This window comes from Chitinophaga niabensis, assembly GCF_039545795.1.
Taxonomy (GTDB): domain Bacteria; phylum Bacteroidota; class Bacteroidia; order Chitinophagales; family Chitinophagaceae; genus Chitinophaga; species Chitinophaga niabensis_B.
On sequence record NZ_CP154260.1, the window covers coordinates 850,311 to 864,472 of the forward strand.

General features: G+C 45.2%; 12 protein-coding genes. 9 read left to right on the forward strand and 3 right to left on the reverse strand.

Features of this window, described 5'->3' with window-relative positions; genetic code table 11:
- The 7 genes from AAHN97_RS03665 (at window position 1) to AAHN97_RS03695 (ending at window position 10,516) form a co-directional block, all read left to right on the forward strand.
- The gene (locus AAHN97_RS03665; RefSeq protein ID WP_343306199.1) at window positions 1-1,551 is read left to right on the forward strand and encodes a RagB/SusD family nutrient uptake outer membrane protein; all 1,551 of its coding nucleotides are present in this window, start codon (window positions 1-3) and stop codon (window positions 1,549-1,551) included.
- A gap of 16 nt (window positions 1,552-1,567) precedes the next feature.
- Window positions 1,568-2,488, forward strand: coding sequence for a DUF5017 domain-containing protein (locus AAHN97_RS03670; RefSeq protein WP_343306200.1), 921 nt, complete (start codon window positions 1,568-1,570; stop codon window positions 2,486-2,488).
- 76 nt (window positions 2,489-2,564) lie between these two features.
- Window positions 2,565-3,098 carry an RNA polymerase sigma-70 factor gene (locus AAHN97_RS03675; RefSeq protein ID WP_343306201.1) on the forward strand — a complete coding sequence of 178 codons (534 nt, stop codon included), beginning with the start codon at window positions 2,565-2,567 and terminating at the stop codon, window positions 3,096-3,098.
- 374 nt (window positions 3,099-3,472) lie between these two features.
- Window positions 3,473-6,670 (forward strand): SusC/RagA family TonB-linked outer membrane protein, encoded by a 3,198-nt coding sequence (locus AAHN97_RS03680; RefSeq protein WP_343306202.1) that lies wholly within the window; start codon window positions 3,473-3,475, stop codon window positions 6,668-6,670.
- A gap of 19 nt (window positions 6,671-6,689) precedes the next feature.
- The gene (locus tag AAHN97_RS03685) at window positions 6,690-8,600 is read left to right on the forward strand and encodes a RagB/SusD family nutrient uptake outer membrane protein (RefSeq protein ID WP_343306203.1); all 1,911 of its coding nucleotides are present in this window, start codon (window positions 6,690-6,692) and stop codon (window positions 8,598-8,600) included.
- Window positions 8,601-8,632: 32 nt separating this feature from the next.
- Window positions 8,633-9,805 (forward strand): DUF5000 domain-containing lipoprotein, encoded by a 1,173-nt coding sequence (locus tag AAHN97_RS03690; RefSeq protein WP_343306204.1) that lies wholly within the window; start codon window positions 8,633-8,635, stop codon window positions 9,803-9,805.
- An 18-nt stretch (window positions 9,806-9,823) separates the two neighbouring features.
- Complete coding sequence (locus AAHN97_RS03695) at window positions 9,824-10,516, forward strand: DUF4998 domain-containing protein (protein ID WP_343306205.1); 693 nt, start codon at window positions 9,824-9,826, stop codon at window positions 10,514-10,516.
- Between the two features lie 154 nt (window positions 10,517-10,670).
- Here AAHN97_RS03695 and AAHN97_RS03700 read toward each other — a convergent pair whose 3' ends face one another.
- Window positions 10,671-11,630 carry a GlxA family transcriptional regulator gene (locus AAHN97_RS03700; protein WP_343306206.1) on the reverse strand — a complete coding sequence of 320 codons (960 nt, stop codon included), beginning with the start codon at window positions 11,628-11,630 and terminating at the stop codon, window positions 10,671-10,673.
- A gap of 126 nt (window positions 11,631-11,756) precedes the next feature.
- Here AAHN97_RS03700 and AAHN97_RS03705 point away from each other — a divergent pair, with 126 nt between their 5' ends.
- Complete coding sequence (locus AAHN97_RS03705) at window positions 11,757-12,128, forward strand: VOC family protein (protein ID WP_343306207.1); 372 nt, start codon at window positions 11,757-11,759, stop codon at window positions 12,126-12,128.
- A gap of 136 nt (window positions 12,129-12,264) precedes the next feature.
- Window positions 12,265-12,831 (forward strand): HD domain-containing protein, encoded by a 567-nt coding sequence (locus AAHN97_RS03710; protein WP_343306208.1) that lies wholly within the window; start codon window positions 12,265-12,267, stop codon window positions 12,829-12,831.
- Window positions 12,832-13,032: 201 nt separating this feature from the next.
- Here AAHN97_RS03710 and AAHN97_RS03715 read toward each other — a convergent pair whose 3' ends face one another.
- Window positions 13,033-13,230, reverse strand: coding sequence for a hypothetical protein (locus AAHN97_RS03715; RefSeq protein ID WP_343306209.1), 198 nt, complete (start codon window positions 13,228-13,230; stop codon window positions 13,033-13,035).
- Window positions 13,231-13,342: 112 nt separating this feature from the next.
- The gene (locus AAHN97_RS03720; protein ID WP_343306210.1) at window positions 13,343-14,161 is read right to left on the reverse strand and encodes an SDR family NAD(P)-dependent oxidoreductase; all 819 of its coding nucleotides are present in this window, start codon (window positions 14,159-14,161) and stop codon (window positions 13,343-13,345) included.
- Window position 14,162: the final 1 nt, after the last annotated feature.

Consider the following 14,162-nt stretch of genomic DNA (forward strand, 5'->3'; position numbering starts at 1 on the left):
ATGAAACGGATCTCGTTGATAATACTTGTTTTAATGATTTTGTCCGGCAGCTCCTGTACCCGTTTCCTGGATACTACACCTACGGACCGGCTGTCTCCGCAGACTTATTATCAGAATGAAAAACAACTAACAGCTTCCCTCATTGGTGTATATGATATATTAGGTGCAAGGAATGTGTATGCACGCCACTATACCTGCCGGCTGGGAATGGAAGCAGATGAGGGATTTTATAATACAGATGCAGTTGTGACCGGCCCGCAGGTATATAACTTCTCTCCTTCAGATACTTATGTATCCGGCCTGTGGAATGAACTTTATATAGGGATTAACAGGGCAAACAGCTTATTGGCAAATCTTAATAATAACCCGCAGATCGATGAAGCAGTCAGGAACCGGATAAAAGGAGAAGCCCTCTTTTTAAGGGCATACTTTTATTTTTTACTGGTACAGCAATTTGGAGGTGTGCCACTTATATTGGCCCCTACCTTAACAGGTGATGATGTGGAAATTCCCAGAAGCAGTACAAAGGAAGTATATGAGAAGGTGCTGGAGGATATGGAAGAAGCAGAAACTCTTGTAGTACCCATTCAAACGCTTGGCTTTGGCGGCAGGGTGAGCCAGTCTGCAGTGCGTGGTGTTTTAGCACGCGTGTGCCTGTATATGGCAGGATATCCTTTAAGGGATGTTACTAAGTATGAGAAGGCAGCTTTCTGGGCCAAAAAAGTGATAGATGATGCAGGCGCAGCACATGATCTCAATATTGACTACCAACAGGTATTTATCAACTATGCGCAGGATAAGTATGATATAAAGGAAAGCATCTGGGAAGTAGAATTCTGGGGAAATGTGTCCGGCGCTTATGACGAAACGGGGCAGATCGGGGCCTGGATAGGGATCACTTCAACCAATACAACTATCATCGGGTTTGCTTACGGATTCCTGAATACAACGGCAAAGCTGTATAAATCATATGAAACGCAGGACCTGAGGAGAGATGTAGCCATTGCACCCTATAAGTATACAGCTGCCGGTGGTAAAACAAATCATACTTACACGAAAGATGCAGACCTCTATCTCCGCAATGTGGGGAAATACCGCAGGGAATGGGAATTGGTTAAACCAGGTTCAGCCAATTCAACGCCCACAAATTTTCCCTTACTGCGTTTTTCCGATGTGCTTTTAATGTATGCAGAAGCGGAAAATGAGGTACATGGCGCACCCACACCTGCTGCACTGGATGCCTTGAACAAAGTAAGGGCGAGAGCTAAAGCCACATTGGTTAACATCACTGATAAGAATGAGTTCTTTGACCAGATCGTAGACGAACGCTCCAGGGAGTTGTGTTTTGAGGGATTAAGAAAGCCGGACCTTATCCGCTGGGGGATCTTTATACCTGTTATGAAAAATGTTGCTGCGGAAATGTCTCAGCATGGTGCTACGGCGTTCTACGCATTGGCATATAAAAATGTAAATGAGCGGCATTTGCTTTTTCCCATACCTTCCAAAGATCTGAGCCTGAATACGGCATTGGTTCAGAATCCTAATTGGTAATAAACTGAGAAATAATATGATGAAGAATATATTCACGCTGATAGCCGGTTTTCTGACATTAACCGCCTGCACGCAAAAACTGGAAGTGAGCGCACCTGAGTTTGATGTTACGCAGAAAAAAATTACTGCCAGGGCAGGAGAGGAGATCAAATTCCTGCTTACCGGCAATCCGGACCTTATCACTTTTTATTCCGGAGAAGCATTGCATGATTATGCATTTGCTGCCGGAAGGATCGTAAAAACAAACAGCCTTGACTTTTCATTCAGGAGCAATGTGGAGTTTGGCAAACAAACGGACCAGCTGCGGGTAATGGCATCTGTTGATTTTAACGGTGGTGCCACTTTTGAGGATGTTGCGGCTGCAAGCTGGACGGATATTACCAGCAGATTTACTTTGGGTACGAATGCTACTTATAAAGCTTCCGGAGAAGCAAACCTGGCAGACCTAAGTATTGAAGGGAAACCCTTTTACCTGGCTTTCCGGTATATTGTGAGGAATCCAACCGTATATGGTACAGGTAATGTCTGGAGGATACAGAATTTCCTGTTAAATGCACGAACTTCAATAGGACCGTTGAGCCTGGGAAATATGCAAAACGCCGGCTTCAGGATCTACGAACAGAAGCAGAAGACCGCCCCCTGCAGATCTACCATATCTACCACCACATTACAGCTGATAGCACCTGCACTGGTGGATTCCACCAGAACAGTAGAAACGGAATGCTGGATTGTTACCAAAGGGTTTGATACAGGAGACATGGACTATGGCCCGGACAGGCCCGTTGCTATTAAAGGATATGCCGATCCAAAGATAAAAGAGGCGGTTTATGTTTATACCACACCGGGTAATTATAAAGCTGTATTTACGGCATATAATGGAAATGTTGCCGGTAGAAAGGAAGTGATCCGGGAAGTGGCAGTAGAGATCACGCCCTGATAAAATTACAGCAGAAGTTTTTATATTTATATTCAGATGTCAGGCCTTGAAATTCCAGTTATAAAAAACGTTCGACATGCAGAAATTTCCGTTAGAAGTAATTTTTAATGAGTACTATGACCGGCTTGTCTATTTTTCCCTTAAAATATTAGACGATAAACAGGATGCTGAGGATGCTGTTCAGGAGGCTTTTGTCCGATATTGGAATAATAAGGACAAGGTCGCTCAGGAATTGCATTCGATCAGGAGTTATCTCTATGCTACCGTTAAGAACATCAGCCTGAATGTTATCCGTCACCGCCAGGTAGTAAAGAACTTTGAACAACAGACATTATCCCCCGCAGCTGAGAACCAGGTAATAAACCATATCATTCAAACCGAAGTATTAACAAAGATCTGTAAGGCAATGGAAACATTACCGGATGCTTGCCGCCGCATCTCCTGGATGGGATATATTGACGGTATGAAAAACCTTGAAATTGCAAAGGAACTGGGTATCTCAGTGAATACTGTTAAATCACAAAAACTCAAAGGTTTGAAAATATTGAGAATGAAACTGATCCCTGACCTGATCGTTTCTATTTATCTGCTGACAATGAATTGGCCTTAACATCCTGACCTGTTTTCCACCCTAAAGAAAAGCCCGGTACATCCGGGCTTTTTTAATTCCCCGTTAATTTTCCAGCACTAATAAGCAAGATGCTATCATAATCCTGCTAAAGCTTATATTAATTTAGCTTTCAGCAAACGATTGCATAGAAGATACCTAACTCAACCAAAATGATTGCCCTGACCGATTTGCGTGGTATGACAACGATTGCTCAAAAAGACTAGAACCTTATCAATTAAATTCCACTTATGACACTAGTACGTTCCCAATTATCAGATCCCTAAACGACTGATTTAAAAATCTTTACTGGTCAATTTTCTGCCCATGCGATTTTCTGTATGGGTACGGATTCCTCATTTTAATAGTTAAACGTTATGAAAAAACAGCTCTGGAGGCAGGCCATGCGCCGCCTTTCAGGCTTTGCGATCATCGTAATGGGAGTGGCATGCCTTTTAATGGCGGCACTCCCTGCGTTGGCAGAAAGCAATCCTGATCCCATATCCTTTGTCCAACGGGATTCCACACTACATGGACGCGTCACAGATTCACTCGGCACAGCTTTACCTGGTGTTACCATCAAGATCAAAGGCACCTCAAATGGTACGGCCACCAATGCAAACGGATACTATCAATTAGCAGCCCCTAAGAACGCAGTGCTGGAGATCTCTTACATCGGCTTTCAGCCACAGGTTGTAAATGTAGGAGGCCGTTCCATGATTGATATTATCATGCAGTCTTCCGCTACACAAATAGGAGAAACAGTGGTAGTAGCCTTTGGTCGCCAAAAGAAAACAGAAGTGGTAGGAGCTGTGACTTCTATCAATCCTGCTGAAATGAAAATCCCTTCCAGTAACCTCACACAGGCATTGGCCGGCCGTTTGGCGGGAGTGATCGCTTATCAGCGAAGCGGCGAACCCGGACAGGATAATGCAGAGTTCTTTATCCGCGGTGTCACTACTTTCGGTTACAAACAGGATCCCCTCATCCTCATTGATGGTATGGAACTTACCACTACTGACCTCGCCCGTATGAATGTGGACGATATCGCCACTTTCACCATTATGAAAGATGCAACGGCTACTTCATTATATGGTGCAAGAGGTGCCAATGGTGTGATCCTGGTAACTACAAAAGAAGGTAAAGAAGGTGCGGCCAGGATCAATATCAGGTTGGAGTCATCCTTATCCAAACCCACACGCGACCTGGAAATGGCGGATAATGTAACCTATATGAAGTTACATAATGAAGCTATTACCACCCGTAATCCTTTGGCCATAACACCTTACACGCAATATAAAATAGATCAGACCGCTGCAGGTGCAAACCCCGTAGCCTTCCCTTCCAATAACTGGCAGGACGTACTGCTGAAAAAACAAACGATCAACAAACGCGGCAACTTCAACGTAAGCGGTGGTGGTAAAGTGGCGATGTATAATATCAGCGGTTCTTACAGTCATGATAATGGATTGTTCAAAGTAGATAAACGCAACAACTTCAACAGCGGCATAGACCTGAAAAGTTACGGGCTGAGGGCTAACCTGAATGTGAATATTACCCCTACTACAAAGGCTGGTTTCCGTTTCTATGGATCATTTGATGACTATAACGGCCCTATCCAGGGCGGGGAATACATGTACCGGCTCATTATGCGCTCTAATCCCGTGCTGTTCCCTGCTTATTTTCCAAAGGATGAAGAACACGAGCACGTAAGGCATATCATGTTCGGGAACGCAGAGAATGGCGCTTACATCAATCCTTATGCGGAAATGGTGAAAGGGTATAAAGATTATTCGCGTGCCCTGATGCTGGCGCAGTTTGAAGTGAACCAGGACCTGAAAGCCATTACAGAAGGTTTGAGGTTCCGCGGCATGATGAACACCAACCGCGAAAGCTTCTTTGACATTGCGCGGAACTATATCCCCTTCTATTACCAGATGGGATTCTATGATAAAAGAACAGATACCTATAGGTACGATCAGATCGAACAGGGAGAGGAATTCCTCAGTAATGGTGTCGGCAAACGGGATGTGACCACCAACTTCTACCTGGAAAGTGCATTGGATTACCGCCGTGTATTCAATAAATACCACACCTTAAGCGGTATGCTGGTATACACTATGCGTAACAAGCTGGAAGCAACAGATGGTGATATCCAATCTTCTTTACCATTCCGTAACTCAGGGCTATCCGGCCGTTTAACATATGGGTATGATGACAGGTACTTTGTAGAATTCAACTTTGGTTACAATGGATCTGAACGTTTCTATAAAACAGAACGTTTTGGTTTCTTTCCTTCTGCCGGCATGGGCTGGACGGTTTCAAACGAACCATTCTGGAAACCATTCAAACGCGTGGTGAACAACCTGAAACTACGCGGTACATATGGATTGGTAGGGAATGATGCCATCGGCAGGAAACAGGACCGCTTCTTCTATCTCTCTAACATCAACATGAAGAATAGCGCAAAGGGCGCATCATTCGGATTTGAAAATGCGTTGACCCAACAGGGGGTTTCCATTTCCCGTTATGATAACCGTTTCATCACCTGGGAAACATCAGATAAAACAAACCTGGGTATTGAAATCGGCTTATTCGAAGCGATCAATATACAGGCAGACTTCTGGCACGATTACCGGCATAACATCTTAATGGCCCGTACAACTATACCAGCCTCCATGGGCTTGCAGGCCACTACATATGCCAATATGGGGAAAGCTTCTTCCCAAGGGCTCGATTTCTCTATAGATGGAAATAAACACTTCTCTCAGAACTTCTGGGTAGGGCTGCGCGGGAACTTCACCCTCAGCGCCAACAAGTACAGGAAGTTTGAAGAGCCCGAATACAATGAAAAATATCTCTCTAAAATTGGCTATAGCACAAACCAGGTATGGGGATTCATTGCAGAGAGATTATTTGTGGATGAACATGATGTGGCAAACTCTCCCAGGCAGACCTTCAGTACAGATTACATGGCGGGAGATATTAAATACAGGGATGTGAATGGAGATGGAGAGATCACCGATCTCGATAAAGTACCGATCGGTAATCCTGAAAAGCCGGAGATCGTTTACGGATTTGGTGTAACAGCCGGTTACAAAGGATTCGACTTCTCTATGTTCTTCCAGGGAATGGCACAGGAGTCTTTCTGGATAAACCCCAGTGCAGTAAGTCCTTTTGGAGCATATAACTATAACGGTGAGGCCGCCCTTCCCGGCAGGCCAGTTAACCAGTTGATGAAAGCCATTGCTGACGATCATTGGTCTGAAGACAACCGGAATATCTACGCATTATGGCCTCGATTAAGTGAACAGATGAGTGCGAACAATGCACAGACCAGTACCTGGTGGATGCGTGATGGTTCTTTCCTTCGCCTGAAATCCATTGAGATCGGTTACACGCTGCCTAAACCATTGCAACGCCGTTACAGTATGACCAATTTCAGGATCTATATGAACGGCACTAATCTGCTCACCTGGAGTAAGTTCAAACTCTGGGATGTGGAAATGGCGGGAGAAGGGCTGGACTATCCTATCCAGAAAGTGTTCAACCTTGGTTTAATGGTGTCTTTCTAAACATTTAAAACTCATCACCGTGAAACGGATCAAAATATTAGCATTCGCCGCATTGCTGGGTATGGTGGCTGGTTGTAATAAGTACCTGGACATTGTGCCGGATAACATTGCTACCATCGATTACGCTTTTGCTATGCGCTCTACTGCAGAACGATATCTATTCACCTGTTACAACTACATGCCGGCAACAGGCGATTTTAATACCAACGTAGCTTTTATGGGAGCCGATGAAGTGTGGTTCATGTATCCCTCAAAAGATATCGACGCTACCAACTGGAATATGGCAAGAGGTGGGCAGAACAAAGTGAATCCCATCAGTAATTACTGGAGTGGGGCCGCAACAGGGAAACCTTTATACCAGGGCATCCGGGATTGTAATGTATTCCTGGAAAAGATAAGCCTCGTGAAAGATATTGATGATGATGAAAGAGCCCGCTGGATAGCAGAGGTGAAATTCCTGAAGGCCTATTATCATTTTTTCCTGCTGAGGATGTATGGTCCTATTCCTTTGGTAAGAAAGAATATAGACGTAATGAATGAACTGGAAGAAATGAAAAGGCCCAGGGAACATTTTGATACCTGCGTAAATTACATCTCCAGGCTGCTGGATACCGCTGCAGTTGATCTGCCGATGCGTATACAGAATGAAGTAGCAGAACTGGGCAGGGTTACACGGCCCATCGCACTGGCGCTTAAAGCTAAGTTGCTCGTACTGGCGGCCAGCCCCTTGTTCAATGGTAATCCGGACTATGCGGATTTCGGCAAAGGAGTAAAGCTCTTCCCTAACACCAATGATCCTGATAAATGGGTGAAAGCCGCAGCAGCCTGTAAAGCGGCCATAGATGCCTGTCACGAAGTGGGGATGCGTTTATACCGCTTCAGGCCGGTGATCAATACGCTGGTGATGAATTCCCAGATCAGGACCCAGATGGATGTGCGCATGGCAGTAACAGATAAATGGAATTCAGAGATCATCTGGGCAAATACCCAAAGCAGGGTGAACCAGCTCCAGCGTTTTTCCATGCCGAAGTTATACAACTGGACCTCCGTTAGCGGTAACCCCAAAGGGATGTATGCAGCTACGGAAAAGATGGCAGAACTCTTCTACACAAAAAATGGCGTGCCCATCGATGAAGATAACCAGTTCAATTATGCAGAAAGATACAGCGTGAGAAAAGCGGCGCCGGAAGATTCTGCACTCGTTAAAAAGGGAACAGAAAGCGCTTACCTGCATTTCGACAGAGAGCAGCGGTTTTATGCCAACCTTGGTTTTGACAGGGGTATATGGTTTGGCAATGGCAGTTCAGATGATAACAACACCAATATCAATACCGCCATGTACATACAGGCCCGTAAAAGCCAGATGGCTGCACAGGCTGGGCATACCAACTATTCCATCACCGGTTACTGGCCCAAGAAGCTGATACACTACCTGAGTGTGGTGGAAAAGAGCGGCAACTTTACCATGCAGCAATACCCTTATCCTGAAATGCGCCTGGCGGACCTCTACCTGCTATATGCAGAAGCAGAAAATGAAGCCAACGGCCCTACCAACCAGGCATTTGAATACATCGATTCTGTACGTTCGCGCGCAGGTTTGAAAGGCGTGAAAGAATCCTGGGATACTTATTCAAACAAAGGTCCGAAGTATGCTTCTAAAGAAGGCCTGCGCAAGATCATCCAGCAGGAACGAATGATTGAACTGGCCTTTGAAGGACATCGCTTCTGGGACCTGCGCAGGTGGAAAATAGCCCATATTGAAATGAATAAACCTATCACCGGATGGGATATCGACCAGGAACAACCGGAAGCTTACTACCGCCTGAAGGTATTATTCATGCAAACATTTACGATGCGTGAATACCTCTGGCCTATCCAGGAAAGGGAAATACTGAACAACCGTAACCTGGTGCAAAATCCCGGTTGGTAATAGCTATTAAAACATTTCTTAAAAGCATTGAAATGAAAACATTCATCATACCATTACTGGCCTGCCTGTTGTTATTAGGCTGTTCAGATGAAAAGCGAGGCCCGATAGAAGGTGGGGGTGCGCCGCCCAAGCCTGTTACCAATTTAAAGGTGGAAAATCTGCATGGTACAGCTAAGATCACCTATTCCATCCCCGATAATCCGGACCTCCTATACATAAAGGCAGTGTACGAACCGCGCAAAGGCCTGATCCGGGAAGCCAAATCTTCTTTTTATATCAATTACATCGTACTGGAAGGTTTCTCCGCTTCGGAAGAATACGAGGTGAAGTTATATGCCGTGAATAAAAGTGAAGTATCCTCCGAACCGGTTTCCATTAAAGTAAATCCTTTAACACCTCCGGTAGAAGAAGTATTTAATTCCCTGGAAGTAGCGCCGGATTTTGGCGGATGCAATATTAAATTCCTGAATAACGATGAAACCAATATCGTGATCGGTGTGATCACGCTGGATTCTACAGGTGACTGGGTTTCTTCAGATAATTTCTATACAAAGCGGAAATCCGCCAGTTTTGCTGTACGTGGCTATAAAGCAGAGGAAAGAACATTCGGGATCTTTATCAAAGACAAATGGAATAATTTCTCTGATACCCTTATCACCAAACTCGTACCTATCCATGAAGAGCTGCTGGATAAAACGAAGTTCAGGGATGCACGTTTCCCCAGTGAGCCAAAGAACTACAGCTCCAGCTGGACCATCCAGATGTTCTGGGACGATAACCTGACCAAAGGTTTCCACACTTTGCAAAATGTGGGCTTGCCATTGAATTTTACCATGGACCTCGGTGTAAAAGCCAAGATGAGCCGTTTTAAGATCTGGCAGCGTACCGGCACTTACCTCTACGGCCATGGCAATCCCAGACGCTGGGAATTGTGGGGCTCTGATGCACCCTCCACTGATGGCAGTATGACTAACTGGACCATGATCGGTTCATTTGAATCCATTAAACCATCCGGAGAACCTTATATCTCCACACAGGAAGATAAAGAATATGCAGAAGCAGGAGAGGAGTTTATTGTACCCCTTAATGCAGGATCTTACCGTTACCTGCGCTGGAGGGTACGTGAAGCATGGGGTGCTGCAGAAGGATCTCCCGGCGGATTTTTTCACCTGATGGAAGTTACCATTTGGGGAAATAGTAGATAATCTTTTAAATGAATGAACATGAAGAAGAATAGTAAACACGGAATACTGGCATGCATCGTTGCATGCTGTTTCCTGGCCTGTGCAAAACAGGATGATACCTATCGTGATTTCCTGAGAGGAGGAGAGATCCTGTACATCGGCCGTGCTGATTCCGTGAAGAATTATGGCGGTAAAGGAAGGATCGGTTTCAGCTGGTTACTCACCTCTGATCCCAAGATCACCAAATGCCGCATCTTCTGGAACGGTATGGCTGATTCTGTGGAGATCCCGGTAACAAGAACCCAGGGGGTGGATACGGTGAGGATCATATTGAATAATATGACGGAAGGTGTGAAAACCTTTTCCATCTTTACCTATGATAATGCAGGGCATCGTTCTGTAAGAGTGGAGAAGATTGCAAATGTTTATGGAGACATCTTCCAGCTGTCCTGCCTGCCCCGCATCACAAAAGATATTGTGAAACGCAGCAATGGTTTAATGCGTTGGGAATGGATCGGAACAACGGAAAATTATATCGGGGTGAAGATGACGTATGTTGATCTGGCTGGTGTAACCAAAGAAGTATGGTGGCAACCGAATAAACTCAGCGCGGATTCACTTGCTGGTGTAAAACCGGAGTCTGAGTTTACGTATGTAACCTATTTCAAACCGGAACCTGCTGCATTGGATACTTTCTATTCCGTGCCGGTAACCAAGAAATGGCCGAAGTAAGGAATTAAAAGTAACAGGCCACCTGAAATACCAGGTGGCCTGTTTTATTCGTTTGTTTAGTATTAATAAATGATCGCCATTTTGATTCCTTCGGTACAGGTTCTCCATCTGTTCGCTCAGCCTTCTCTATCGCTGTTTTTAGCCTGTCTAAACATTACCCTGCATACTTCTCTCTATACTCCTTCGGCGATAAGCCCACAATCTTCCTGAACACCTGCCGGAAAGCTTTGGCATCCTCATACCCGGTATGCATCATCACACCCGTAATGTTCTGAGACCGTTGTTCGAGTAATTTCTTGGCTGCTTCCACCCTGATGCGTTGTAAATATTCGATGGGCGTAATACCGGTGGCCATTTTAAAACGCCGGATAAAATTCCTTCTGCTCACTGGCAGATCATGGATCACTTCTTCCACCGTCAGCCTGTCTTTAAATCGGTTTTCCATCCTGGTCTGCGCTTCTGTTACCAGTTCATCCTGGTGGCGCCGGGAAGGAGCCCAGTTTGCAAAATAGGATTGCTGATAACGGTCCATGTCAATAGCAAATACTTTCGCTATAACGATCGCCATTTCCCGGCTACAGTATTTTTCGATCAGGTGCAGGAGCAGGTGGAAAGTGGAAGTAGCGCCACCACTGGTGTAGATACCGCCATCATCTGTTACTACTGCTTCCGGTTGCACTTTCACCAGGGGGAATTTAATCGCCAGGTCCTGGATAGCCATCACATGGGAAGTTGCCTTTTTATTGTCCAGCAAACCAGATGCTGCCAGCAGGAAAGCCCCTGTGCAGAAACTCGCAATTTCAGCCCCCAGCCGCTGCTGCTCCTGTAGGTAAGGAATAAAAGCACTGTTTCCCATGAGGTTCACATTGTCGCTCTGGAACGCGGGGATGAGCACGAGGTCTGAGATGGGCGCATCTTTCAGCAATACCGGTTCATAAAGATCATACACCGGTGCAGATGGAAGATCGTCATCCAGGCATACTAATGTGATGTCAAAAAATGGTTCTCCGTTTGCTGCCTTATAATGTGTATTCACTGTTTGAAATACATCCAGTATGGCAGCCACGCTGAGATGTCTGTACTTTTTGCTAAGTAATACGGTTAACTTTTTCATATAGTTGCTGCAGTGTGAGGTTCAATATAGCTTATTTTTTTGTCACAAATGACCAATAAGTTGACGGTTTTACCAGACGCAAGTTCCGTTGTTAATGATTAATTTGCAATATTAACAAAACCGTTTATGAATAAGCAACCCGGAACATTCATCGGTTTCGATCTTACCGTACCTAATGCCGCAGAAGTAAGTAATTTTTATCACGAAGTTGTAGGCTGGGAAATTGGCACACAACAGATGGGAGACTATGAAGATTATTTCATGAAAAACCCTGAAACAGGTGATATCATTGCTGGGGTTTGCCACAGCAAAGGCAGCAATAAACACCTGCCGCCCATGTGGCTGATATATGTACAGGTGGCCGATCTCGACCTTAGCCTTGCTAAATGCGAAAAGCTCGGTGGAAAGATCATGAGTGAAAAAAGGAGCTGTGGTAAGATGGGTGAATTTGTACTTATACAAGACCCCGCCGGAGCGTATATTATGTTGTGGTCTTAGAAAAATAAATACCCAAAGGGAAAGGATACCTGTGATCTGTTTATTTACCTGTTGCAACATCTATGAGGTAAAGATATGATAACCTCATCCTGCATGAATAATTTCATAATTTGCGGATGCTCCTAAATCAAACTATATGTCCAACTCAGCCCAACAAACCGTAGACGAGATCTTTGAACTGTACCAGCAACATGGCCATCATGAATATGGAGAAAGCGTTACCATGATGATGCACATGATGCAGGCTGCGTTGATCGCAGAACAGGAAGGTTATGATGATGAAATGATCCTGGCTGCTTTCCTGCACGACATCGGCCATTTCTTTGAAACCGAAGAGCAGATGCATGTATACGGCACCATGAAGCACGATGACCTCGGAGGCCGTTACCTGATGGAAAGAGGTTTTCCGGAAAAGATGGCCAAACTGGTGGCCAGCCACGTAGCTGCAAAACGTTACCTCACCTTTGCCGATCCTGCCTATTACGATACATTGTCCGAAGCCAGCAAACAAACACTCGGTTTCCAGGGAGGCCCTATGTCTGCAGAAGAAGCGGCTGCCTTTAAGAGCGATCCTTTATTTGATGCCTATATCCGTATACGCATCTGGGATGATATGGGGAAGGATGCCAACCAGCCTGTGCTGGAAGAAGATATTGCCCGGTTGAGGTATAAAACGTATCAGTATTTGAGCGCTAAAGCCTAAAAAATGCTGTGTAAATAGTGTTATCCTTGCTTCATCCTAGCTTCATCCTTGCTTAAACCCCTGCTATCACACATAGATGAAGCTAGGATGAAGCAAGGTTAAAGCTACCATGGCGGGTTTCAGCAGTGAAGGTGCTCCTATTTCATTGTGGATCAAAACATTAAGGGCTGTTTCATGTTAAAATGAAACAGCCCTTTGATATTATTTTCTCTTTTCCGGTTTTATAAACTCGTACCCGCAATAAGCGCAATGTGTTAAGCCCCTTTGCCTGGCATCCTTCGCCCCGCAGGCCGGGCAATCTCCTCCTTCTCCATGATCATCATAATCTGCTGCCTCCGGCGGAGGGTGTAATTTGAGCTTATCAATAATGTCCCGCGGCTTATTATGTTCGTCTGGCATTCCAATTAATTTTGCTTTTGATTCATACTGTTTGGCAGATGGGTAACTTCTCATCTAATGTCAGTATAAATATAACAAAATAATTTAAAATGAAAGACCCTTAGGCACAAATTTATGTAGCTGCCGGAACAGCCTGCAGGTCTGAAGATAACTGTGCCGGTTCATAGATCCCCGCCGCTATCTTTTCCACAAATATCTTCGGGAAAAATTTAGGCAGGAAGCCATTCAGCCTGTTGGTAAATCCGGGGATGATCTCCGCTTTTCCTGCAAATAACCCCTTCACCGCAATCTTAGCCACCTGCTCCGGCGTCATATTGAACCGCTCTGCAATACGCAGGGTTTTAAGCCCCATCCCGGCCCTGTTCACAAAATCAGTATCCGTACTGCCCGGTATCAGGCAACTCACGGAAACAGGGGATTGCCGCAATTCAAAACGGAGGCCCCGGGTGAAGGACAATACAAATGCTTTGGACGCTGCATAGATGTTCAGAAAAGGCACCGTCTGAAAGGCAGTGGTACTCCCCACATTCAACAGGTATGATCTGGGAAAACTGCGAAGGATGGGAATGAAGGTATGCGAAATAGAAACCTGCGCCCTGATGTTCACATCAATGATATTAAGCTGGTCTTTAACAGACAGTTCTTCAAACCGCCCGTTCAAACCATATCCTGCATTGTTCACCACCACACTCAGTTCCCTGTGATGGTCCGCCGTCCATACTTTTACCTGCTCTGCAGCATCTGGTTTGGACAGATCAAGATGTAATACCTGCACCGGTACTTTGTATTGAACGATCAGTTCTGCCGCAGTGGTATTCACACCATGAGCATCAAGGTCTACCAGCAGCAACCCGTAATTCTTTGCAGCCAGTTCTGCTGCAATGGCTTTGCCAATTCCTTTGGCTGCGCCGGTTACTAAAGCGTAAGGCATA

Bases quoted from the DNA above. Each gene is read 5' to 3' on its own strand.
- AAHN97_RS03665 (WP_343306199.1), top strand. From the start codon at position 1: ATGAAACGGATCTCGTTGATAATACTTGTTTTAATGATTTTGTCCGGC.
- AAHN97_RS03670 (WP_343306200.1), top strand. From the start codon at position 1,568: ATGATGAAGAATATATTCACGCTGATAGCCGGTTTTCTGACATTAACC.
- AAHN97_RS03675 (WP_343306201.1), top strand. From the start codon at position 2,565: ATGCAGAAATTTCCGTTAGAAGTAATTTTTAATGAGTACTATGACCGG.
- AAHN97_RS03680 (WP_343306202.1), top strand. From the start codon at position 3,473: ATGAAAAAACAGCTCTGGAGGCAGGCCATGCGCCGCCTTTCAGGCTTT.
- AAHN97_RS03690 (WP_343306204.1), top strand. From the start codon at position 8,633: ATGAAAACATTCATCATACCATTACTGGCCTGCCTGTTGTTATTAGGC.
- AAHN97_RS03695 (WP_343306205.1), top strand. From the start codon at position 9,824: ATGAAGAAGAATAGTAAACACGGAATACTGGCATGCATCGTTGCATGC.
- AAHN97_RS03700 (WP_343306206.1), bottom strand. From the start codon at position 11,630: ATGAAAAAGTTAACCGTATTACTTAGCAAAAAGTACAGACATCTCAGC.
- AAHN97_RS03705 (WP_343306207.1), top strand. From the start codon at position 11,757: ATGAATAAGCAACCCGGAACATTCATCGGTTTCGATCTTACCGTACCT.
- AAHN97_RS03710 (WP_343306208.1), top strand. From the start codon at position 12,265: ATGTCCAACTCAGCCCAACAAACCGTAGACGAGATCTTTGAACTGTAC.
- AAHN97_RS03715 (WP_343306209.1), bottom strand. From the start codon at position 13,230: ATGCCAGACGAACATAATAAGCCGCGGGACATTATTGATAAGCTCAAA.
- AAHN97_RS03720 (WP_343306210.1), bottom strand. From the start codon at position 14,161: ATGCCTTACGCTTTAGTAACCGGCGCAGCCAAAGGAATTGGCAAAGCC.